This is a genomic window from Sphingobacterium lactis (assembly GCF_011046555.1).
GTDB classification, from domain to species: domain Bacteria; phylum Bacteroidota; class Bacteroidia; order Sphingobacteriales; family Sphingobacteriaceae; genus Sphingobacterium; species Sphingobacterium lactis.
The window spans coordinates 1,853,333-1,878,306 of sequence record NZ_CP049246.1; the positions used below are offsets into that span (position 1 = coordinate 1,853,333).

15 protein-coding genes and 1 pseudogene are annotated in these 24,974 nt (G+C 43.8%); 7 read left to right on the forward strand and 9 right to left on the reverse strand.

All coding sequences use genetic code 11. From position 1 onward, the window contains the following. Nucleotides 1-11 precede the first annotated feature (11 nt). Entirely contained in the window at nt 12-3,074 is a 3,063-nt protein-coding gene (locus tag G6N79_RS08015; RefSeq protein ID WP_103907421.1) for an efflux RND transporter permease subunit, read from the forward strand. A gap of 63 nt (nt 3,075-3,137) precedes the next feature. On the opposite strand, the gene G6N79_RS08020 is transcribed toward G6N79_RS08015, so the two are convergent. After that, nucleotides 3,138-3,779: an HdeD family acid-resistance protein gene (locus tag G6N79_RS08020; protein WP_103907422.1), complete on the reverse strand. Its 642-nt coding sequence runs from the start codon at nt 3,777-3,779 to the stop codon at nt 3,138-3,140. A 177-nt stretch (nt 3,780-3,956) separates the two neighbouring features. On the opposite strand from G6N79_RS08020, the gene G6N79_RS08025 reads away from it, so the two are divergent. Beyond that, nucleotides 3,957-4,469 (forward strand): PepSY-like domain-containing protein, encoded by a 513-nt coding sequence (locus tag G6N79_RS08025; RefSeq protein ID WP_103907423.1) that lies wholly within the window; start codon nt 3,957-3,959, stop codon nt 4,467-4,469. An 80-nt stretch (nt 4,470-4,549) separates the two neighbouring features. Here the strand turns inward: G6N79_RS08025 and G6N79_RS08030 are convergent, their stop codons facing one another. Continuing rightward, nucleotides 4,550-7,162 carry a valine--tRNA ligase gene (locus tag G6N79_RS08030; RefSeq protein WP_103907424.1) on the reverse strand — a complete coding sequence of 871 codons (2,613 nt, stop codon included), beginning with the start codon at nt 7,160-7,162 and terminating at the stop codon, nt 4,550-4,552. Between the two features lie 270 nt (nt 7,163-7,432). Between G6N79_RS08030 and G6N79_RS08035 the strand changes: the two genes are divergently transcribed. Both G6N79_RS08035 and G6N79_RS08040 read left to right on the forward strand, forming a co-directional pair. Next, a complete protein-coding gene (locus tag G6N79_RS08035; protein WP_234993254.1) occupies nt 7,433-9,214 on the forward strand; it encodes an LTA synthase family protein in 1,782 nt (593 codons plus the stop codon). Further along, the gene (locus tag G6N79_RS08040; RefSeq protein WP_103907426.1) at nt 9,214-11,154 is read left to right on the forward strand and encodes an LTA synthase family protein; all 1,941 of its coding nucleotides are present in this window, start codon (nt 9,214-9,216) and stop codon (nt 11,152-11,154) included. Before G6N79_RS08035 ends, G6N79_RS08040 begins: the two co-directional genes overlap by 1 nt. Here G6N79_RS08040 and G6N79_RS08045 read toward each other — a convergent pair. The 4 genes from G6N79_RS08045 to G6N79_RS08060 all read right to left on the reverse strand — a co-directional run bounded on the left by G6N79_RS08045 (nt 11,151) and on the right by G6N79_RS08060 (nt 17,745). Further along, a complete protein-coding gene (locus G6N79_RS08045; RefSeq protein WP_103907427.1) occupies nt 11,151-12,173 on the reverse strand; it encodes a hypothetical protein in 1,023 nt (340 codons plus the stop codon). The two genes, G6N79_RS08040 and G6N79_RS08045, sit on opposite strands and share 4 nt — an antisense overlap. Before the next feature lie 84 nt (nt 12,174-12,257). After that, nucleotides 12,258-13,505 (reverse strand): 2-oxoglutarate dehydrogenase complex dihydrolipoyllysine-residue succinyltransferase, encoded by a 1,248-nt coding sequence (odhB, locus tag G6N79_RS08050; RefSeq protein WP_103907428.1) that lies wholly within the window; start codon nt 13,503-13,505, stop codon nt 12,258-12,260. 65 nt (nt 13,506-13,570) lie between these two features. After that, nucleotides 13,571-16,312: a 2-oxoglutarate dehydrogenase E1 component gene (locus G6N79_RS08055; protein ID WP_103907429.1), complete on the reverse strand. Its 2,742-nt coding sequence runs from the start codon at nt 16,310-16,312 to the stop codon at nt 13,571-13,573. Nucleotides 16,313-16,509: 197 nt separating this feature from the next. Next, nucleotides 16,510-17,745 carry a deoxyribodipyrimidine photo-lyase gene (locus tag G6N79_RS08060; protein ID WP_103907430.1) on the reverse strand — a complete coding sequence of 412 codons (1,236 nt, stop codon included), beginning with the start codon at nt 17,743-17,745 and terminating at the stop codon, nt 16,510-16,512. 201 nt (nt 17,746-17,946) lie between these two features. On the opposite strand from G6N79_RS08060, the gene G6N79_RS08065 reads away from it, so the two are divergent. Next, nucleotides 17,947-18,819, forward strand: a complete 873-nt coding sequence (locus tag G6N79_RS08065) for an SDR family oxidoreductase (RefSeq protein WP_103907431.1) — start codon at nt 17,947-17,949, stop codon at nt 18,817-18,819. A 60-nt stretch (nt 18,820-18,879) separates the two neighbouring features. Continuing rightward, on the forward strand, nt 18,880-20,718 hold the full coding sequence (locus G6N79_RS08070; RefSeq protein WP_103907432.1) for a UbiD family decarboxylase: 1,839 nt from the start codon (nt 18,880-18,882) through the stop codon (nt 20,716-20,718). A gap of 305 nt (nt 20,719-21,023) precedes the next feature. Here G6N79_RS08070 and G6N79_RS17685 read toward each other — a convergent pair whose 3' ends face one another. The 3 genes and pseudogenes from G6N79_RS17685 to G6N79_RS08080 form a co-directional block, all read right to left on the reverse strand. Beyond that, nucleotides 21,024-21,551, reverse strand: coding sequence for an RICIN domain-containing protein (locus G6N79_RS17685; protein WP_262508104.1), 528 nt, complete (start codon nt 21,549-21,551; stop codon nt 21,024-21,026). A gap of 30 nt (nt 21,552-21,581) precedes the next feature. After that, a pseudogene (locus G6N79_RS17690) lies at nt 21,582-22,304 on the reverse strand (M60 family metallopeptidase); the annotation flags it as partial. A 15-nt stretch (nt 22,305-22,319) separates the two neighbouring features. Further along, a complete protein-coding gene (locus tag G6N79_RS08080; RefSeq protein WP_103907434.1) occupies nt 22,320-22,859 on the reverse strand; it encodes a hypothetical protein in 540 nt (179 codons plus the stop codon). A gap of 424 nt (nt 22,860-23,283) precedes the next feature. Between G6N79_RS08080 and asnB the strand changes: the two genes are divergently transcribed. Further along, on the forward strand, nt 23,284-24,969 hold the full coding sequence (gene asnB / locus G6N79_RS08085) for an asparagine synthase B (RefSeq protein WP_103907435.1): 1,686 nt from the start codon (nt 23,284-23,286) through the stop codon (nt 24,967-24,969). Nucleotides 24,970-24,974 lie beyond the last annotated feature (5 nt).

A 24,974-nucleotide genomic window follows, 5' to 3' on the forward strand; every position in this document is an offset into this window, starting at 1 on the left:
AACGCAGTATCATGAGTTTAATAAAATATCCCATTAAAAACTACCAATTCACGATGATCATGGTGTTGTTGATCATGGTGGTTGCGGTTACCTCGATGCTCACTATGCCTAGGGCGGAGGATCCCGATATGAAGGGGGTGAGCTTCCCGGTATTGGTCATCCATCCCGGTACCAGCCCGAAGGACATGGAACAGCTAATCGTAAAGCCTTTGGAGGCGCGTTTCTATGCTTTGGATCACATCAAGACCATCAAAACCACGATCAACAATAGTGTTGCCTCTTTCTTCGTCGAATTTGAATACGGTCAGGATTATGATAATAAATACCAGGAGTTGGTTCGTGAGCTGAATGCTGCACGCTCGGAATTGCCGGATAATATTTATCAGATGGAGGTACTGAAGATAGACCCCACGAATGTAAGTGTTATCCAGTTGGCGATGATCTCGGAGAATGCTTCCCAAGCCAGCATGAAGAAATATGCGGATCAGCTGAAACAGGACTTGGAGAAGGTGAAGGCTTTAAAGGAAGTGGAGATCTCGGGGCTTCCGGACCAGCAGGTCCGCATCGACCTGAACCAAGCAAAATTGGCAGAGCTGGGTATTCCCATGAATAGGATCATTCAGGCTGTTCAGAGTGAGAATCAGAATATACCTGCGGGAAGTGTCAATGCAGGCACACAATCTTTCAGTGTGAAAAGTTCCGGTAACTACCAGAGCATTACAGATATTCAAAATACCATAGTGGGAAGTGGGGAAGGCAAGAATATCCTGCTCAAGGATGTAGCTGACGTATACCCCGCATTTGGGGTGCCATCGCATATTACGCGTTTGAATGGCTTTAAATCCGTGATTATCAATGCTGCCCAGAAGCAGGGTATGAATATATCGGACACGCAGGAAGAATACTTGAAGGTCATCGAGCATTTCAAATCGGGTTTACCCGAGAATATCAGTTTGATTACCAACTTTGACCAGGCCGAGAATGTCAATAAACGATTGGGTGGCTTAGCAATTGATTTTGGTATTGCCATTGTCCTGGTGCTGTTCACCCTGTTGCCATTGGGGATCCGTGCATCGGTGGTGGTGATGATTGCCATCCCACTGTCGCTGGGCTTGGGGATTATCGCTATGGATTCGTTTGGCTATTCCCTGAATCAGCTCAGTATCGTAGGTTTTGTGGTCGCCTTGGGTTTGGTTGTGGATGATAGTATTGTGGTCGTGGAAAATATCGAACGCTGGATGCGGGAGGGCTATAGCAGACATGAGGCGGCCATTAAAGGGACTGAGCAGATCGCCCTTGCTGTGCTGGGATGTACCGTGACCTTGGTTATCGCCTTTATGCCTTTGGTATTTATGCCCGAGATGGCGGGGGAATTTATCCGCAGTATGCCCATTGCGGTGATTTCATCGGTCATAGGATCCATGTTGATTGCCTTAATGGTTGTTCCCTTCTTGGCAAGCCGACTGCTGAAGCCGCACGAACATGAAGGTGGGAATGCGATCTTGCGCGGTATGCAAAGCATCATCCATAAGAGCTACGGCGTATTCTTGGATAAAGCCCTGAAACATCCGGGCAGAACTACACTGATTGCATTGGCCATATTCTTGGGTTCGCTAGCCTTGATACCCGTTGTCGGATTCAGTTTGTTCCCACCATCTGAGAAGCCCCAATTCATGATCCATATCAATTCCTCGCTTCAATCCAATCTGGAGACAACTGATAGCATTACCAAGCAGATTGAAAGGGAATTGAAGCAATTGCCCGATGTTAAGTATTTCACCAGCAACGTAGGAAAGGGAAATCCGAGGGTGTACTACAATATGCAACAGGAACGTGAAGATGTTTCCTATGCGGACATATTCGTGCAATTGCATGAAGATGTGAAGTCCAAGCAGAAGATTGAATTGATTGAACAGTTGCGTAAGAAGTGGACGCCATATTTGGGCGCAAAGGTGGAGGTTCGCGACTTTGAACAGGGTGTTCCTGTCATCTCTCCAGTGGAAGTACGTATTATGGGTGAAAACCTGGATACACTTCAAGCTCTTTCCTATAAGATTGAGGAATTGCTGAAACATACCGAAGGATCGGAATACGTGAATAACCCGATCAAGAACAACAAGACCGACATTAAGGTCAATATCAACCGGGATAAAGCCATGGCCTTAGGGGTACCGACCTCATCGATTGACCAGACCATCCGTGTGGCCTTGGCGGGGTATAGTGTGGGAACTTATACGGACCCGGATGTGGATGATAATGACTACGATATTTTGGTGACTGTTCCGAAGGAGCGCGAAGCCAGCATAGCCACATTAGCGGGGATTTTCGTCGACAATGCCGCTGGAACGGCAATTCCATTAAACCAGTTGGCAAGCCTGGAATTTGAGGAATCCCCGGCCAATATCTATCATCAGGATAAAGTCCGGACGGTATCCGTAAATTCATTCGTAAAGAAAGGGTATGGGAATGATGAAGTCATCAATGCTGTTATCAAGCAGATGGATGAATTTCCGCTTCCTGCAGGTTATACCTATGAGATGGGCGGGGAGGTAGAGAGTCGCGAAATGGCTTTCGGCGGTTTTGGGACGATCATCCTGATTACGGTCTTTATGTTCATTGCTGTCCTTATCCTGGAATTCAAGACCTTTAAAAGCACGTTGATCGTACTCTCTGTAATCCCATTGGGTATCGTCGGGGCAGTGATTGCCTTGTTGCTAACAGGCAATACGTTATCTTTTGTGGCAACCATTGGTATTGTAGCGCTGGCGGGCATTGAGGTGAAGAATACCATTCTATTGGTCGATTTCACCAATCAACTGCGGCGAGAGGGCATGCCGTTGAACGAAGCCATCGAAAAAGCGGGTGAAATTCGTTTCCTACCGATCATCCTTACTTCCCTTACCGCCATCGGCGGGTTGATGCCGATTGCTTGGTCGTCCAACCCATTGATATCGCCTTTGGCAATTGTCATGATCGGGGGATTGATCAGCTCGACACTTTTATCCCGGATCGTTACGCCGGTTGTATATAAACTAATACCGCCAAAGATTGACGAAGAAGAACAAGTGGCATAAAAACAGTAACATAAAAAATGGGTGGACACGAGAAGTGTCCACCCATTTTTTATGTCTTTTTTATTATTGCTGGCCAGATTTATAGCGGTGATATTCTTCCTTTAATTCATCATATCTTCTTTTCCAATCTTCCGGCGTTCTGGAAGCAAGGTTCTTGAGGTTTTTCAATTGCGTGGAGAGTACACAGGAGGCGAATCCTGCAGTGATGATGGCCATTCCAGTCCAGATCACTATGGTAAGCCCGGCAAATATAGGATTCCACAACAGCATAAAACTGAATAGGATACCTAGGATTCCGAAAAACAAAGTCCAACCCCAGCTTCTAACGCCATAGCTTTTGAGATCCAGGGCGAAGGAAACATACTGAATGGATCTGAATAGAGCGAAAAACCCGATAATAAAAGGAAGGGTGGTCATGGATATCGCTGGATTATTCAGTAAGAGCACACCGAAAAGGGTATTCAAAATCCCTCCCGCCAAGTACCAGCCCCAACCATCCAACTCACGCTTATTGCTTAAGGAAAAGATGATCTCCATGATTCCTGCGAAAAGGAAGGAATAGCTGAACATAATGGAGAGGGTTACATAGGATGCAACAGGTGTGGAAAGCACGTATATGCCCAAGAGGATCAATAAAATCCCAATAAGTAACGGAATGTACCAGTGCTTGATTGCATTTCGGATCGTTTTTAGAAAATTTTCCATAATTGAATTATTTAGTAGCGGTTGTTTAAGTAAATAAATGTAAGGAATTCAGGTGAATACATTTGTTTTATAGTTACATAAAATAATGATAAGGCTTATTAATTTTTGGCTTGGATGTGAAATGACAGAAAATCAAACAATAGCCATGTAAAATTGTTAATCAGTAAAAGAAAAGTTATGAAGAAATTATTGATACTAGGTTCTGCAGCACTGATGATGGTCGCATGTAACAACCAGAACAAAACCAACGATACGGGTGTTGCAACCGGTACGGACGCTCCACCACCAAGTACGGAAAATTCAACGATTGCGCCGAATAATCCTGCGGATGTATTGCCGCATGCGGCCAAGGAATTTATTTCTACCCATTTTCCGAATACCACTATTCTGCATGTAGAGAATAAGCAGAATCCAACAACGGATGGAACTGTATTCGAAGTTGAACTCTCTGATAAAACAGATATTGATTTCGATAAGGACGGAGAATGGCGTGAAATCAGTGCCGAAGATGGGGTGAACATTCCAATGGCTGTACTTGCTGATAATGTGCAGAGCCACCTGAAATCAAAATATCCAAACTTGACGGTTCGTTCCATCGATAAGGATATCGATGTGATGGCCGTAGAGATGTCGAATGATGTGGATGTTATTTTCGACTTGGCAGGAAAATTCCTTCGTGAAGAACGCTAATTTATTTATGCTTGTTATATTGGAAAAGCCCAGTAGACCTCGGTCCACTGGGCTTTTCTTCGCTTTGCTCAGGAATTGAATTACCCCAAGCTTGCCAGGCTTTCTTCCAAGATTTGGATCTTCGCCTCGGCATCTGCTTTTTTATTCTTTTCGTTTTCAACGATCTCCGGTTTTGCATTCTGCACAAAACGCTCGTTCGAAAGCTTCTTATCTACCGATGTCAGGAAGCCTTTAAGGTATTCGATTTCCTTACCGATACGTTCTTTCTCGGCATCTACATCGATGTTGTTCTCAAGCGCCACATAACACTCGTCCTTGCCCGCTAAGAAACTAACCGCTCCGGAAACTTTTTCCTTTACGAACGTCAGCTCTTCAATATTCGCTAGCTTGATGATGCTATCCTGATATTTACTGTAGTCGATATTGGTTGCATTGATGGCTAACGGCAAGGCTACTTTTGGTGAAATACCCTTTGAGTTGCGGATGTTACGAACCTCGGAGATAACCTGCTGCACAATTGTGAATTCCTTGATGCACTTTTCATCGTATGGCTGCACCGTAGGGAAATCTGCAACGATGATACAGTCGTTTTCTTCACGTCCGAACAGCTCATCGTGCCACAACTCTTCCGTTAGGAAAGGCATGAATGGATGTGCGAGTTTCAAAACTTTCTGGAATAATCCTTTTACGGTTTCCAACGTTTCCTTCTCGATAGGGGTCTGATAGGCTGGTTTAACCAGTTCCAAATACCAAGAACAGAAGTCATCCCAGATCAACTTATAGGTTGCCATCAGGGCATCCGAAAGCCTATAGTTTGCGAAGTGCTCATCGATTTCTGCTACGGCTTGGTTGAAACGGTTTTCAAACCATTCCGCGGACATTTTTTGCGCATCCGTTGCCGGTGCATTGCTAGTTTCCCATCCTTTTACCAAGCGGAACGCATTCCAGATCTTATTTGCAAAATTTCGACCCTGTTCGCAGTAGGAAACATCGAACATCAGGTCATTTCCTGCAGGGGAGGATAGGAGCATACCAACGCGTACACCATCCGTTCCGTACTGTTCCATCAGTTCGATAGGATCCGGGGAGTTCCCCAATGATTTTGACATCTTGCGACCCAACTTATCACGAACGATCCCCGTTAGGTACACGTTGCGGAAAGGAGGTTTTTGTGTATAATCATGACCCATGATGATCATGCGTGCCACCCAGAAGAATAAAATTTCTGGAGCGGTCACCAAATCATTGGTTGGGTAATAGTATTGGAAATCTGGGTTTTCAGGGTTGCGGACTCCATCAAAAACCGACATCGGCCATAAACCGGAGGAGAACCAAGTATCCAATACGTCGTCCTCTTGGCGGATTCCTGCTGTGGATTTGCCCTGTTGTTCAAAATCAGCAACCGCTTCGCTTTCCGTTTTGGCAACTACCCACTCATTCTTGTCGTTGAACCACGCTGGAATACGCTGTCCCCACCATAACTGACGGGAAATACACCAATCCTTCACATTTTCCATCCAATGTTTATAGGATGCGAAGAACTTCTCAGGAATAAGTTTAATGGTGCCATCTTCTACATATTCCAATGCTGGCTTCGCTAGGGTGTCCATTTTCAGGAACCATTGCATAGAGAGTTTGGGCTCGATAGCGGCATTTGTTCTTTCGGAAAATCCGACCTGAGATTTGTAGTCCTCGATTTTTTCGATCTGGCCAGCCTCCTCCAGAAGAACAGCGATTTTCTTGCGTGCTGCAAAACGATCTTCTCCAATGAGGATCTGTGCCTTTTCGTTCAAGGAACCGTCATCGTTTAGGATGTCGATTACTTCGAGGTTATGTTTTTGTCCGAGTTCGTAGTCATTTAGATCGTGTGCCGGTGTCACCTTTAAACAGCCCGTTCCAAATTCCATTTCTACATATTCATCTTGGATAATCGGAATCTCCCGATTGATCAAAGGTACGAGTACTGTTTTTCCCTGAAGATGCTTGTAGCGTTCGTCCAACGGATTGATACAGATGGCGGAGTCCGCCATGATGGTTTCCGGACGTGTAGTCGCTATGATGACATGCTCATCGCTATCCTTGATCTTGTAACGGATATAGTATAGCTTCTGGTTCACTTCCTTACGGATTACCTCCTCATCGGAAAGGGCTGTTTTTCCCTGTGGGTCCCAGTTCACCATACGGATACCCCGGTAGATGTATCCATCTTTATAGAACTTGATAAATGTATCGATCACGGCTTCGGAAAGATCTGGGTCCATGGTGAACTTCGTTCTATCCCAATCGCAGGAAGCACCCAGTTTTTCAAGTTGCTTCAGGATGATACCACCGTATTTTTCCTTCCATTCCCAAGCATAGGTCAGGAATTCCTCACGTGTGATGGACGATTTCTCGATACCTTTTTCTTTAAGCATAGCGACGACTTTGGCTTCGGTAGCGATGGATGCGTGGTCTGTACCCGGAACCCAGCATGCGTTTTTACCCTGCATACGGGCACGGCGGATCAAGACATCCTGAATCGTGTTGTTCAACATGTGTCCCATGTGCAATACCCCTGTCACGTTCGGTGGAGGCATTACAATGGTGTATGGCTCACGCTCATCTGGTGTGGAACGGAAGAAACCCTGCTCCATCCAGTAGGAATACCATTTCTCTTCAGCTTCTTTTGGATTGTAAGTTTTTGCTATGCTCATTGTATAAATCAATTCTAAAAGGAGTACAAAAATACGGATTTATAGGCTTAAATCCCATTGGTCGAACCTAAATAAAATGGCAATAGTTAAAACAATGCTAAATATTGGTTAAGAAGCTGTTAACAATGTCGAATTAACCGTAAATTTGCCGGATTAAACGAATAGAATAGTATGCGGGCTGCACTAAAGGACCTGAGAGGCTTTATTTATTACTTTTGCTTCTGGTTGGTTCCGAGTCTTTTGGATCGGATAATTTTTTTAATTTCCTATGTGGAGAAGGTTCAAGATGCGTCATTCAGCGATATCTTCCGAATCTTTTTTGCCGGTTTTGCCTTGGATCTTTCCATGGCCTCGTATATCTGTGTGCTTCCTTTTCTAGCCTATTGCATTTTGGGGCTATTGCCAAAAACGGATTTTAAACGAAAAGCACTCAATTGGTATACCCTGATTTTTATAATTGTATTTTTCATCGTCAGCTTCGCCAATGTCAATATCTATCGGGAATGGGGCGATAAGATTTCCAAACGTGCATTGGAGCCTCTCGGACAAGACCCATTGGGGGCCTTTTCTACGGTTGGTTCAACACCGGTCATTGTTCCGATTTTGGGGGTACTGCTATTTTCTGCAGCTACGTATTGGCTATATCTTAAATTATTTAGGAAGGTATCCTTTCCCCAACAAAGGTCGAAAATATGGTTCATATCCCTTTTTCTACTAGGTGGAGTGATCCTGTTCAGTTTTATCCGTGGGGGATATGGCAGGGCACCATTGAATCCGAGTCGGGCTTATTTTTCGGCAAATTCCTTTTTTAACCATGCCGCTGTGAATACCCACTACGCCTTGCTTCGCGAATTCTTTACCCGCAATCAGCGGCAGCGGTCTCCATATCATTATTTTAATGATAAGAAAGCAATCAGTGAGTTGATGGACCCTATTTTTGAACATCGTCCAGAAGCTACCGTCAATGTGCTGACTACCCCAAGACCCAATGTGGTCCTGATCGTTGTCGAAAGTTTCGTCGCGCAATTGATTGAATCGATGGGTGGAGATAAAGGAATAGCGCCCCATTTTGAATCGTTGATTCAAGAAGGCGTGTTTTTCAATCAGATTTATGCTGCATCGGACCGGTCGGATAAAGGTATTGTCGGCATTTTCAGTGCTTTCCCTGCGCAAGGCCCGGAAAGTATCATCAAGTATATCGATAAGCACGAGAAAATGCCCGGTATTGGTCAGGAATTTAAAGCCGCGGGCTACCATACCTCATTCTATCACGGTGGGCAGAGTGAATTTTACAACATGAAGTCCTATATGCTAACTCATGGTGTGGAAAGGGTAGTGGACAACATCGACTTCAATCCTCTGGAACCCCGCACGTCCTGGGGTGTTTATGATCATATCGTATTCAATCGGATGATTAAGGATCTGCAAAAAGAAAAGCAACCTTTCTTCACCAGTATGTTTACCTTGGTTAACCATGAACCCTTTGAGTTAAAGGATAACTATCAATTCGGAACGGCTACTAACGTGGATAAATTCAAGAGTACCGCATTTTACACCGATCAGGCTATTTATAATTTTATTCAGGATGCAAAAAAACAACCGTGGTATAAAAATACCTTGTTCGTTGTGATTGCCGATCATGGACATCGATTACCGACGGAAAAGTATGACATTGTTCAACCTGAACGTTTCCATATTCCGCTGTTGTTCTTTGGTGATGTGATTAAACCAGAATTTCGCGGTAAAAAATATGGAAATATCGGTAATCAGACCGATTTAGCGACCACATTGCTGAATCAACTTGGATTACCAAATAGCCGCTATACCTGGAGCAGGGATCTGTTCAATGCCACCACAGCACCTATTGCATTTTATAATTCTAAGGATGCCTTTGGCGTAATCACCAAAGATCAGGTGGTGTCATTTGATCGGGTGGGCAATAGGATCAATTACGAGAAAAATAAAGAATATCCAACATCGAAAACCGATAGTCTGCTGCTGACGGCAAAGGCGTATTATCAAACGGTTTACGAAGATTTTATACAGTACTAATGGGGAAGAAAATCAGCCTAAAGGGATGGATGGGTCCGTATGTAGCACTAGCCATTCAATTTGTTATGCTACTTTTAGTATATGCGCTATTGCGTTATGGATTTTATGCATTCAACAGCAGCCAATTTCCGCAGGTAAGCGGAGTGGAATTGCTGACCATGATGTTGGGGGGCGTAAAATTTGACATTGTTGCCCTCTTGTACATCAATATTTTGTATATCCTATTGTTGGCTATTCCCGTTCCTTTCAAATACCATGGCACCTACCAGAAAATATGCAAATGGGTGTTTGTGGTGAGCAACAGCATTGGTATTGCACTCAATTTGATCGATTATGCCTACTATCCTTTTACCCTGAAAAGGACCACGGGTACGGTCATTGACCAATTCGCTAACGAAGAAAATCTCTATAAACTTGCCTTTGATTTTGCCATAGACTATTGGTACCTAATCATTCTTTTCGGTTTTATGGTTTGGGGATTAATCAAATTCTATGATTTGTTCTTTCTGCAACGCCCTGTTCGGTTCCATTGGAAGTTTTATGCAGTGCAATTGGCCATGTTGCTTGTTGTTGCATTCCTCTTTGTGGGCGGTGTCCGAGGGGGATGGGCGCACAGCACACGGCCCATTACCCTCAGTAATGCCGGCGATTATGTGAAATCTCCGGAGGAAATGAATATTGTTCTGAATACGCCATTTTCGATTTTGAAGACACTAAAGGCCGTGAATCTGAAGGAGGAGCATTTCTTTACGGAAGAAGAATTGAAAAAGCTGTATCCGGTTATCCATGAGCCAAATGATACGGCATCCTTCCGGAAATTAAATGTGGTGGTCCTTATCCTGGAAAGTTTCGGCAAAGAGCATATCGGTTTTTATAACAAAGACCTTGACAACGGCCAATACAATGGGTATACGCCATTTCTGGACTCTCTGATAGCTGAATCCTATACCTTCAATCGATCGTATGCCAATGGCCGGAAATCAATCGATGCGCTGCCATCGGTGATCACGGGCATTCCCTCGATCGGGGAACCTTTCGTACTTTCCGTCTATTCGGGAAATAGGACGACGAGTTTGGCGAAATTATTGGCGAATGAAGGCTATACCACTTCTTTTTTCCATGGAGCACCCAACGGCAGTATGGGCTTCTCAGCGTATATGCAATTAGCCGGCATCCAACATTATTACGGCAAGAACGAATATAATAATGATGCCGATTTCGATGGTATTTGGGGGATTTGGGATGAGCCCTTTATGCAATATATGGCCAAGGAAATGGACCAGATGAAAGAGCCGTTCTTCAGTAGCTTTTTCTCGTTGTCCTCACACCATCCTTTCAAGGTACCTGAACAATATGCGAACACCTTTCCAAAAGGCACATTGCCCCTGCATGAACCGCTAGGCTATGCCGATCACGCTCTGAAAGAATTCTTCAGGACCGCCTCAAAAAGCGATTGGTATAAGAATACCCTTTTCGTCATCTGTGCGGACCATGCCAGCATGACCCATTTTCCGGAATATGCAACCATGCCGAATTCCTTCGCCATTCCTATTGTCTTCTATTATCCAGGAGGAGAGGGGCAGCTGAAAGGGGTATCGGATAAATTGGTGCAGCAGATTGATATCATGCCGACGGTGCTGAACTTTTTGCACTACGATAAGCCGTATTTCTCCTTCGGATTTGATGCTCTAGATCCGCGCCAGGATAATTTTTTGGTAAGTAACATCGGTAGCAGTTACAATTTCTTTATGGGCGATTACTACATGAGCTATGGCGATAGAGAGGTGAAATCCCTATATAACTTGCGCACGGACAAATTGCTAAAGGAAGATCTGAAAGGAAAGAACCTTCCAGTTCAGGATTCACTAATGCGGAAGTTGGAGGCTTTTATGCAGCAATACAACAACCGCATGATCCACAATAAACTGGTGGCGGATTAATTCCAAAGAGTTCTGCCAAAGTTATAGCGTAGGGTAAACATCTGTTGGTTATCCACATAGCCCGGGGAAAAATGGAAAGATGCGGTAAATTTCCCCTCAATACGATCCGTCCGGAATGGAACCCACCCCAAATCCAGGCGGTCATAGCTTTTCCGGTGGTAGAAAGGATCCCCATTGGGTAGGTTCAATGCTTTCCCCAGATATAAGGTGTTTTCCAGGAAGAATCGTCTGTATCCGAGATGGACGTTGGCAATAAACCCTGGCGCTTTGCGCATGTCGTATTCCGTACGAACGCGATCGAAGCCTACAACGGCGCCTGCATCGATGGTTAAGGAATCTAAGATGGTCTTGTGGCTTAAATCCGCGCCCAAACGGAGCATGATAACCGCGTTGTCTTGGATATGCTCATCAATGCTGTCGTTGCTGGTTAAGGCATTGTGGTACAGGAGTCCATCGTTCTTCACGTAAAAGTTATTGATGGTGTATTTTCCGGAAATACCCACCACAAACTGTTCCCTGTTTTGGTGGCTCTGTTTGCTCAACCAGTCTATGAATACCGTCTGTTGGAAATTTGAATTCTTATAATTGAAATACATGCCCTGCACATTCGGACGGTCATACATAAACGTATCCGCCAATACCAACCTCGGGATTTCCTTTAGCCGTTCATATCGAGGAATGAATCCCAATGCAAAGTCAAAGTTTTGGTTTTTATAGTTATAGTAGGCAATGGGGTTTATGCGGCTTTTGTTTTCCTTGTGGATGCCAAATTCCTGATTGAAATGTATCCCTCCATAAACGCGGTGGTTTTCCTCCAATTGAAAATAAAGTTGGGGAGATAGGGTAGCACCGAAGAAGGTCTTGGGAATGGTATATTCCGCACTGTACTCCCTGTTATCGGCATAGCCAAAGAAGTCGATTTCCAAACCCACCTGCTGCGCCTGACTTTTGGAAAAGATGGCCACGCAGAGCAACAGTATGCAGGAAATCTTGATATATAGGGAATACGTTTTACACATAGCGATTGTTGTTGGATTGAAATTGCCCAAAAATACAAAAGGTCGCCCATTTAAGGCGACCTTTTTTCATATCATTGTTGGTAATTATACTTCTAATAATAATCTTGCTGGATCTTCCAACAATTGTTTAACGCGGACAAGGAAACTTACTGACTCACGGCCATCGATGATACGGTGGTCATAAGAAAGAGCGATGTACATCATTGGGCGGATCACTACCTGACCGTTTTCAGCTACTGGTCTTTGGATGATGTTGTGCATACCCAAGATAGCTGATTGTGGCGCATTGATAATCGGCGTGGACATCATGGAACCGAATACACCACCATTGGTAATGGTAAATGTACCGCCAGTCATTTCTTCGATCGTCAATTTGTTGTCGCGAGCTTTACCAGCCAATTCAGCAATTGTTTTCTCAATTTGGTGAAGTGACATGGATTCCGCATTTCTGATTACCGGTACTACAAGTCCTTTCGGAGCGGATACCGCAATTGATACATCGGCGAAATCTGAATAAACGATTTCATTCTCATCGATACGAGCGTTCACTGCAGGCCATTCTTTCAATGCTGTAGTTACCGCTTTTGTGAAGAAGGACATGAAACCAAGACCGATTCCGTGTTTTTCTTTGAAAGAATCTTTGTATTTAGAACGTAAGTCCATGATCGGCTGCATGTTCACCTCATTGAATGTGGTCAACATCGCTGTTTCATTTTTCACCGCTACTAAGCGTTTTGCGATGGTTTTACGTAATGAGCTCATTTTCTCACGACGTTCGTTGCGCGAACCGGCAACTGCAGGAGCAGCAGCAGTAGTTACCGCAGGGGAAGCAGCAGCTTTCGCTTCTGTTTTTGCAGGTGCAGACTGTGCTTTTTCAGCATCTTCTTTCGTGATTCTTCCATCTTTTCCTGTTCCTTTTACGGATGAAGGATCGATGCCTTTTTCTCTAAGGATTTTTGCCGCAGCAGGAGATGCAGTACCAGCAGCATATGTTTCTGGACTTTCATCTTCTTCTTTTGCCGCCGCAGGAGCTTCAGCTTTTGCAGCAGGTGCTTCTTCGGATTTCTCCGCTGGAGCAGCACCGCCAGCAGGGGCGTCACCTTCTTCGATCGTACATACTACCGCACCAATTTCCAGTGTATCACCTTCTTGTACGATAATTTTCAAGATACCGGCTTTTTCAGCTGGTAACTCGAATGTTGCTTTGTCAGATTCCAATTCGGCGATGTTCTCGTCCATTTCGACGTAATCACCATCTTGTTTTAGCCACTGGGCCAAGGTTACTTCGGTAATCGACTCACCTACCGAAGGGACTTTGATTTCTAAGCTCATATTTACTTCTTTTAATCCTTCTCGAAATATACGTTATATATACAACGGATGGTTAAACAATTTGTTTATTCAAATGATTTATTAATTATTGCTTCTTGTTGTGCAATGTGTTTCTTCATGTAACCTGTTGCAGGGCTTCCGCTCTGTGCACGTGCGATTACATCGGTGAAAGCCACATCCGTGTTGCGGAAGACACGGCAGTAATACGGCCAAGGGCCCATATTCTCGTTCTCTTCCTGAACCCAGAAAAATTCCGTTGCTTTTTTGTAGCGCGCGCGGATAGCTTTCAGTTGATCAACCGGTGCTGGATACAACTGCTCGATGCGCACAATAGCGATATCGGTACGTTTCTCAGCCTGTTGTTTTTCCAGTAGATCGTAGTAGATCTTCCCTGAACAGAATAACACACGCTTAACCGTTGTTGGTTTTGCGTACGTATCATCGATTACCTCTTGGAAATTAACCTCAGTGAAATCCGTTAATTTGGAAACCACTTTCGGGTGACGCAATAAGCTTTTCGGTGTGAATACAACCAATGGTTTACGGAATTCGCGAACCAGCTGACGGCGTAACAAATGGAAATAGTTGGCCGGAGTTGTACAGTTCGCTAAGATCATATTGTCGTTCGCACATAACTCCAAGAAACGCTCGATGCGACCTGAAGAGTGCTCCGGACCCTGTCCTTCCATACCGTGTGGCAACATCATCACTAAACCATTGGAGCGCTTCCATTTCGTTTCCGCACTGGAAAGGTATTGGTCAACGATGATCTGCGCACCGTTGTAGAAGTCACCAAACTGTGCTTCCCAAATAGTCAATGCCTGAGGATTTGCCAATGCATATCCATATTCAAAACCAAGAACCGCGTACTCCGAAAGTAGGGAGTTGTAAATGTTGAAGCGTTCGCCACCATTTACGTTGGCTAATGGTACATATTTCTCTTCTGAATCCTCCAACGTCAATACGGCATGACGGTGGGAGAATGTTCCGCGTTGTACGTCCTGACCGGAAATACGAACACGCTTGCCTTCATCCAATAGGGTAGCATAGGCCATCAATTCACCCATTGCCCAATCATAGCTGTCGTTCTTCACCATAGCTGCACGATCTTCGAACAGTTTCGAGATCTTGCGGAAGAATTTCTTGTCCTTAGGTAGGGTCGTGATCTCGCCAGCCAATTTTAAGAATTCCTTCGCAGGAACTTTGGTGTCTACCGTTTCAAAGATGTCAGCTTTCTTCGCTGCATGTAGGCCTTTCCAAGCGCCACGGAACATCGGGATTTCCTCCTCAAGGTTCTCGATCTGCTTCGCAAGGTTTAATTGCTCTTGAAGGTAATCTTTGAATTCCTTCTCAACATCCTTCACGTAGCTTTGGTCGATGGATTTCTCATCAACTAATTTCTTCGCATAGACATCTTTCGGATTCGGGTGTTTCTCGATGGATTTGTACAACAATGGCTGCGTGAATTTAGGTTCATCAGCTTCGTTATGACCGTAACGACGGTAACATAATAGATCGATGTACACATCGGTTTTATATTTCTGGCGGTATTCAACAGCAAGGTTTACTGCGTATACTACGGCTTCAGCATCATCGCCATTCACGTGGAATACCGGAGATGAAGAAATCTTAGCCACATCAGTACAGTATGTACCTGAACGCGCGTCCTTGTAGTTGGTTGTAAAACCTACTTGGTTGTTGATGACAATATGAATGGTACCACCTGTACGATAGCCTTCCAGTTTGGACATTTGTGTTACTTCGTAAACCACACCTTGTCCAGCAATTGCTGCATCACCATGAATCAGGATCGGTGCAATTTTGGAAGAGTCGCCGTTGTATTTCATGTCGATTTTGGAACGGGTGATACCTTCAACGATAGGGTCAACGGTTTCCAGGTGCGACGGGTTTGGCGCAAGCGATAAGTGGATTTGTTTGCCATCATCTGTTGTTACGTCTGATGAGTAGCCTAAATGGTATTTTACGTCACCACCAAATTGTAATTCTGGATCTTCCTCTGCGTACATCTTTCCTTCAAATTCAGAGAAGATGGTTTTGTAAGGTTTACCCATGGTGTTCGCCAATACATTTAAGCGGCCACGGTGCGCCATTCCGATCATAAACTCCTGGATGCCCAAGCTAGCACCTTTTTCAATGATGGAGTCCAACGCAGGAATTAAACTTTCAGCACCCTCTAGGGAGAAACGTTTCTGTCCCAAGAATTTTGTGCCCAAGAAGCTCTCAAAAACAACTGCACGGTTCAGTTTTTTGAAAATACGTTTCTTTTGGTCAACCGTATATTTTGGTTGGTTTCTGTCCGCTTCCATGTGGTCTTGCAACCATTTGATTTTCTCAGGGTTACGGATGTATCTGAATTCAGCACCGATCGAGCGACAGTAGGTATCTTCGATGAGCTGACGGATATCTCTTAATTTTGCGGGTCCTAAACCAACTTCAACACCGGCATTGAATACAGTATCCATATCCGCTTCGGATAGGCCGAATGTTTCCAATTCTTTACCTGGGTAGTATTTGCGACGCTCGCGAACAGGGTTGGTTTGGGTAAAAAGGTGACCACGGTCTCTATAGCCGTGGATCATGTTCAATACGTTGATTTCTTTTAGCGCATGATCCGAAACATTGACATCGCCACTAGGTGCACTTGCTTCAGCACCTTGACCAAAATCAAATCCTTCAAAAAACTTCTGCCAGCCAAAATCTACTGAATTTGGATCAGCTTTGTATGCTTGATATAATCCGTCGATGTAGCTCGAATCTGCATTACTCAAAAATGTCAATTTGTCCATGTGGATTGGGGTGATAAAATTTTGCCAAATTTATAAATAATAAACTTACTTTCCCGCATTTTATCGATATTAAATACAATGTTTTAGCTTGTTTTGCTAATCGATTTCAACGTGAAAATAAATATTAGTCAATTTTTAATAAACGATGCATTATCGCATGAGTGATAATCACGAATTTATACGTGTTAAAGAACCATTTATTGCTTCTGCAACTGGATTTTCTTAGCGAATTCCTGCCATGATGGCGTACTGTTTTCCTTGGGGCTAGTGCCTACGCCGGAAATATGCGCCCAAAAGCCATACGTTGTAGCTGGAGCATAGTCCAAGAGTTGCTCCTCAAAATAGCTGGCGCCAATCAACCAATTGGAGTCAACCTCAGCCGTGAAGTATTTGGAAACCAGTCGACGCTCGGCATAGGTCAAGTTACCGGTCTCCCGAAGCGCCTTCATGAGTTTATCAACGCTATCTTCACCGGTCGTGCCGTTCTTCCAGCGTTCCAGATGCTCTGGATGCGAGAAATCCGTGCCTTTGATGTCCTGTTGAATTCCCTGTTTCTTGAAAAAAATATTGGGATATTTCTTGAGCATAAACCGAAAATAATCTCGCCAGAACAGCATGTTCATTAACCGCTCATATCTTTTCTTATTCTGGATAAGATTGGATTCCTGCATACGCTGGTAAACATAGATCGGTGATAGTGCTCCCACAGCAATATATGGGGAGATGGAGGTGAAATTTTGGATTCCCTGATACTCTGGATCCAGCAAACGCTCCAATGCAGCAATGGCATTGCCCTCACCGCCTTTTAAGTTGAGGTTTGTAGATTGCACTTCTTCAGCAGAAAAGCCCAATTCTGCCAAGGTTGGTACTGCTGTTTCTTCCAAGTGCTGCGGACTGATGATTTTAGCAGGTGCCGGAATAGCAGCGCGTACATGGCTCTCCCGTTCTACCTTTTTCCTGAAGATATTGAATTTATCCGGAATATCCTTAATCGGAAAGGGGAGGTCCTCCTTGTGAAAAAGGGTGTGGCCAATAAAGTGACGCAAGTTTATCTTGTTCTCCCACAGTGCTTCTTCCACTTTTTCGGAAATATCCGTCTCGCGGGAGGCCACTTCGCGGTGATGATAGACTTCATCGACCTCATATTTTGCACACAGCTTGGGTAATATCTCTTCCGGATAACCAATAAAGGTCATCAGGTCACTGCCCATGGCTTTTAACTCGTTTTTCAGTGCAGTGACACTTTGGATGAGAAATTCCGTGCGATTTGTTCCTGTATTGTAATGGTCGAAATTGTTCTTTTGGAAATAGCGGGTGTCAAAACAATATACCGGGATGATTAAATCAGATTTTAGGATGGCCTCTGCCAATACCTCATTATCATGTAATCGTAAATCATTTCTAAACCAAACAAGAACTACTTTTTTACTCATGCTATAAATCCCGGGTATGCGATGTCTAACAAATATAACCTAAATGTTGGGACTGGGGCGATTGGGGTGCATTATTTGACATGTGATAGACAATAATATATTATTTGCAAAAAATTGTTTGTTTTGTAAAATTATAAGAAAAAGGAAACATTCACCTGACATTCGGTGTTAGGTGTAAAATAAATAATTTTTGGAGGTGAGATGGAAGTGTTATTTTCAGGCCTTAATTCCTATTTAGGGAGGAGAGCCATCAGTAACCTGAGTAGGGAGGAGTTTAATGTTCATGGAATCGTTCGTGATTTGGATTTGTTCAAATCGCGTATGATCGAAGAGCCAACGGGAACCTTAAAGAAAGTAGATTTGTTGCGGAAGGGAAAGGAATTTGAGGAGTTTAGGGTTGAAGGGGGCATTGGTTTAGCCATTTATATTACGCATGTGCCTACACTGAGTGAAATGGTGAACCTGAATTTGGAGTTAGTTACATTACGGAATTTTATTGATTTGGCGCGAGCTAATGGGTGCAATCGTGTGGTCTATATCTGTCGATTGATGGATAAACCATTTGTACGCGATATCGAAGCTTTATTGAAGCTCGCAAATATCACTTATACAATCGTTCTGAAGAACTTGGCAATTGGTAAAGGTTCTGTGTTGGATAAATATATGCACCAACTCATTAACGGAAAATACCTGGCTTATGACCGCAAATTTGCCAATGTGAAGTTCAATCCGATTTCAGCATTGGATCTCCTGCGGTGGATATACAATATGGACTGGCAGAAGAATTTCCTCAATCAGATCATTGAAATTGGCGGACCACTCACCGTGACGATCCAGGAAATGTATCGATTGTATAAGAAAACGCTCTATCCGGAGGCGTTGGTGAAAAGTTTTAAAGTGCCACAATTTGCAATGAAGTTGCTGCGCAATAAGTTATACCATATCCAAAAGGAAGACGAGATTGAATTCAAGAGACTAGTTGAACGGGAATATCCCATTGATAATACTACCTGGAAAAACATTATGCTATTTTCCTTTACCCCATTGGAACAGGTGATCCGTGTCGATCAGTAGGTTTTTATTTTCCTAAATTCCTTTGTTTCATGTACATTTGTAGCTATTTGTGCAAGTACTATGGGATACAAAAGTTTAAGGGAATGCGTCGTTGACCTGGAGCAAAATGGTCATTTGGTTCGTGTAAAAGAGGAAGTGGATCCATATCTAGAAATGGCAGCAATCCACATGCGTGTCTATGATGCGCAAGGTCCAGCATTGTTATTTGAGAACATCAAGGGATCCAAGTTTCCTGCTGTGTCGAATCTGTTCGGAACGTTGGAAAGATCCAAATTCATGTTCAGGGACAGTCTGGCTCATATCAAGAAATTGGTGGACGTGAAGATGAATCCCATGGCCGCCCTCAAAAATCCCTTTCAGTATGCCGGTTCGTCCATGGTCGCTTTAGGCGCATTGCCCTGGCGTAAGAAGTCTGGAGCACCCATTCTTTACGGACAGACACGTATCAGTGAACTCCCCCAGATTGTCAATTGGCCAATGGATGGTGGTCCATTTGTGACGATGCCACAGGTGTATTCCGAAGACATCACCAAACCAGGAATTATGCAGGCCAACTTGGGCATGTACAGAATCCAATTGGCGGGAAATGAATATATTCAAGACCAGGAAGTCGGGCTTCATTACCAATTGCATCGTGGTATAGGGATTCACCAAACCAAAGCGAACGAACTGGGCAAACCTTTAAAGGTGAGTATTTTTGTTGGTGGCCCGCCATCACATCCGCTATCGGCGGTAATGCCCCTGCCAGAAGGACTCTCCGAGATGATTTTTGCAGGTGCCCTCGGTAACCGTCGATTCCGTTACTTTTACGATGAAGAAGGGTTTTGTATTTCCGCAGATGCCGATTTTGTCATTACGGGAACCGTTTATCCAAATGAAAATAAACCTGAGGGTCCATTTGGCGACCACATCGGTTATTACTCCTTGATCCATCCTTTCCCATTGATGAAGGTGCATAAAGTTTATCATCGGCAGGACCCGATCTGGTCGTTTACGGTGGTGGGTAGACCGCCACAGGAAGATACGAGCTTTGGTGCCCTGATCCATGAAATTACTGGCAATGCCATTCCGCAGCAGATCGGCGGCCTCCACGCAGTGCATGCCGTGGATCCTGCAGGCGTACACCCGTTGTTGTTTGCCATAGGTAGCGAGCGATATACGCCTTACCAAAAAGTGGAAAGGCCACAGGAGCTATTGACCATTGCGAATCAAATCTTGGGGACAAACCAATTGAGTCTGGCTAAATACCTGTTCATCTCTGCTTTCGAGGACAATCCAAAACTGGATATCCATAATATCAAAGATTTCTTTACCCATATCTTTGAACGGATCGACCTAAGCCGTGACCTGCACTTCCTGACCAATACGACCATCGATACTCTGGATTATACCGGCGACGGGTTGAATGCAGGATCCAAGGTAACCTTTGCCGCTGTAGGTGATAAGAAAAGGGAACTCCTGCGTGAACTCCCTGCCAATTTCGATCTTCCGCGGCCATTCCAGCATGCAAAATTAGCGCTGCCAGGTATCGTGGTGATCGATGGAAAACCATTCACGACCTACGAAGAAGAAGCTAAATATTTGGCAGAATGGACCACTGCCGCTAAGGATGTAAACTGGTCCGGAATCCAATGTATTGTCCTTGCGGACGATGCTGGATTTGCAGCGGAGAATGAAAATAATTTTGTGTGGGTGACTTTTACGAGATCCAACCCCGCATATGATATCTACGGTATCGAGAGCTTCACGAGCTTTAAACATTGGGGTTGCCACGGTCCAGTCATCATCGATGCACGGAGCAAGCCGCACCATGCCCCTGATCTGATCAAAGATCCCGAGGTGGAAAAAAGAGTTGACCAACTCGGCGCCAAAGGCGGATCACTGCATGGGGTGATATAGTTTTTGAGATGTGAGATGGGAGATGTGATTTGGAGATATTAGACGTGAGATATGAGATATGAGACAGTGGGTGTGAAGATGCCTAAATATGGCTCATAGATTTATAAAACATCAATTAACTTTTTGATAAACAATACGGGGCTAAAAGCCCCGTATTTTGTTTGATTTGATGATTTTTTTAGAGATTGAGGTGATGACAACCGACCTCCTTCTAAAGGATGTTCAATACTGTTTATGAGGGGCAGACACTTAATATCGCATATCTCATATCTCCAAATCATATCTAGTATCTCGCCTCTCAAAAACTAATTCAGTTTATCAAACCTGAAATTCTGGTTGTTATTTCCTGTAGTGCTCCAGATTATCAAAGAAGTACCATTAGTTGCGACTCCATTGTTTACATCCAATCGTAGAGATGGTGCATGGGCTGGAGCTAGGCTGAATACATTGTTCCCTTTGGATTCGACCTTCCATTTCTGATTGTTCGTTGCACCATACGACCATACTTTTACCTCCGTACCCAATGATGTTGCCGAGTTAGGTACGTCTAGTACCTTCGTTGTATCTGCCATCGATTTTAGGACAAATGTTCCATCCAAGTTTTTCCTAGCCAACCATTTTTGGTTATTTCCGATATTGGATGTCCAAAGGGTAACGGCAGTACCGTTATTTGGGGTGCTGCTGTTTACATCAATGACACTGGAGTTGTTGATCAATGAAGTTATCTTGTAAATTCCTCCGTTCACTAAAGTTGCTGACGTATTGTCTTCGCTTAAAGTACTTGGCTCAATGGTAGGGTTCGGATAGTTATAGCCAGCAATGGTGGCATACACGGATTCGTCGACCCGAAAGCCCCATTTACGGAAGAAGGTCGTTAAGTTTCTGCCCGTTACCTGGCTCGCGGTTTTCATGAACCAGCTCATTTTGTCCTTATCCGTCATGGCGGTATTGCGCGGTTCCAATCGTCCACGTTTGTTGACCTCAATAAAGAATTGGTCGCCAAATGCCAAGTATAGTTGTTGGAATAAAACCAAACGGGTAAAATGATCGTCATAAGTTCCGGTCATGGTATTAAAGTCCTTTGTGGCTGAGGTGTTATTGATGAAGTCAAATGCCGGTCCATAGCGGTTGTACACTTTTAGGTTAGAAGGCGTAATACCCAACTTCCGTTCCACATGTAGGGCATAGATATTTACCGTTACTTCGCCTAATGTACTCCATGTCCAGATGTATTGTTGATGGAGATGACCCAATTCGTGCCACATTCCCCAGCCGCCCGATGCCATAACTGGCGTAAAAGCCCCTGCTAATGTTGACGGGCCAAAGGCTGTACCATAAAAATAAGCATAAGCACCGTATGGTGTATTGTCTGCATCTTGAACCATTAATACGCGATTGTAAGCATGATCACGATGCTGAGGAGCTGAGTTGTCGAGTCCCATCAATTGGTTCTGCCAATCCCATATCTGATCGGCAAGTTGCAGCACATAATTGTTATCTTGAGTGGCGATACTTTGTGCATATGATCTTCTATATACTTGCATCACTCGATCTCCTACTAAAAGCACATCAGGTGTCGGATAATTTGATAATTGCGCACTCTATTCCGTTTGCGTAGTTATTCCTTTAATAAAGGTAGGTACTTTTTGATGACCGCTGTTGAAAGTGATCCGAACCTTGCTCGATGCTGGATTCAAATTGCCATATCGAATCCAGAGAATACCTCCTTTAGCTCCTGAATTAAGGGTATTATTACCTGCTTTCAATTGCACAATGGTTGGTTTAGATGTATAAGTCTCGTTCAGGTAATAGGTACCTATCAACAGGTAGGGCAATTGTGAACCTTGTAATTGATCAACTGTTAAACTGAAATTGGTGTTGGCAGGTACATAAAATCCTGTCGGTTCAAAATCTGCCCATAACCAATGCTCAAATCCCAAACGTTCGCGTTCCTTTGCGGGATCTACCTGTTCTGTAAATTCCTGAACATTCTTTCCAATGCTAGTTTTTAGATTCGGATTGATGGCAGCACGTTTCTCCGTTGCCTCCTCAGGATGGTTGGATTGAAGAATTTCTTTTTGGCATGAGAGAATACTCATACATACAGCTAAGCATAGCCATGCTAGGTTTCTTTTTTTCATAATCTAAGGTTTATATATAAAGAAACTAATTTTGATTTATTAGGTTTTGGTAAAATAACCGATGAGAGAAAGAAATATTCATTTTCTACATTTACACGGTAGTTAAATCGATTGCGTAATTTTAATTAACATGCATAAATAAAAGGGCTTTTTCAATTGATTGCTTCCAAAGTGAAATTTTATTTATCCAACTTCGATATTCAGCCTAAACTTTTATGGAAAGAAGTACCCCTAAAAAAACTTCTTAAATATGTATTTATTGTAACGATTATTCCCTTTTGGTATTAATGAATCAATAATAACGTTCAATAATTGATAAATATTCAATAAAATATTAAAAACATTATGAAATTTGTTTTTAATTGTTTTACTTTGTTTCATTCATTCAATAAACGAGTAAAAACATTAATAAAATAATAATCATATGTGCGGAATTGTAGGAGCATTTGAAATTAAGCAGTCTCTTTCGGAGATACGACCTCAGGTTTTGGAAATGTCGAAACGTATTCGTCATCGTGGACCGGATTGGTCGGGGATATACAGTTCGGAAAAAGCTGTATTGGCCCATGAGCGTCTGGCGATTGTGGACCCAAAATCTGGAAGCCAACCCCTGTATAGTCCGGATGGGCAAGTGGTGTTGGCTGTAAATGGTGAAATCTATAACCATCAAGAACTGCGAAATTCATTGCCAAACTATCAATTTTCAACACAGTCTGATTCAGAGGTTGTCCTTGCTCTATATTTGGAAAAGGGACCTGCATTTGTGGAAGAACTCAACGGTATTTTCGGCTTTGCATTGTATGATACACGCGAGGATACTTTCCTGATCGCACGAGACCATATGGGCATTATCCCTTTGTATTATGGAAAAGATGAATGGGGACAGTTGTTTGTTGCATCGGAAATGAAATCCCTCGAGGGATACTGTACTGAGATTGCGCAATTTCCTCCCGGACATTACCTGTATAGTAAAAATGGCCTAACGCCACAGCGATGGTACACTCGAGATTGGGAACAGTATGAAACGGTATCGAGTAACGAAACCAGTATTGAGGACCTGCGTCAGGGCTTGGAAGATGCGGTTAAACGACAATTAATGTCGGATGTCCCTTACGGTGTTTTGCTTTCTGGAGGGTTGGACTCATCGGTTATCGCTGCGATTACGAAGAAATTTGCTGCAAGACGCGTTGAATCCAATGATCAGGAAGAGGCATGGTATCCACAATTGCACTCCTTCGCAGTTGGATTGGAAGGATCACCGGACTTGATCGCTGCGAAAAAAGCAGCGGATCACATCGGAACCATTCATCACGAAGTGAACTTCACCATTCAAGAGGGATTGGATGCGATCCGGGATGTAATCTATCACTTGGAGACCTATGATGTCACCACAGTTCGCGCTTCTACTCCGATGTACCTTTTGGCAAGAGTCATCAAGTCCATGGGGATTAAGATGGTCCTTTCCGGGGAAGGCTCGGATGAACTGTTCGGCGGATACCTGTATTTCCATAAAGCACCAAATGCACAGGAGTTCCATGAAGAAACGGTACGTAAATTAAAGAAACTCTACCTGTATGATTGTCTTCGTGCGAACAAGTCGCTTGCGGCTTGGGGTGTTGAAGGGCGTGTGCCTTTCTTGGATAAGGAATTTATGGATGTGGCCATGCGGATTAACCCCAAGGAGAAAATGATCCGCGATGGACGGATGGAAAAATGGGTGGTAAGAAAGGCTTTTGAAGATTACCTGCCAGAATCCATTGCTTGGAGACAGAAGGAGCAATTTTCCGATGGTGTGGGCTATTCTTGGATCGACACCCTAAAAGAACAGGCCGAGACGAAAGTAACGGATACGGAATTTGAAACGGCTGCCTCACGGTTTCCGATCAATACACCAAAGAATAAAGAAGAATACCTGTACCGCAGTATTTTTGAAGAGCATTTCCCTAGCGATGCCGCAGCACTGACCGTACCATCTGTAAAGTCCGTTGCCTGCAGCACTCCGGAAGCACTCGCTTGGGATGTCTCATTCCAGAACCTGAACGATCCATCGGGAAGAGCGGTTGCCCACGTGCATAACGAAAGCTATGAAAAGAAAACACCGGTCGTTTAATCAAT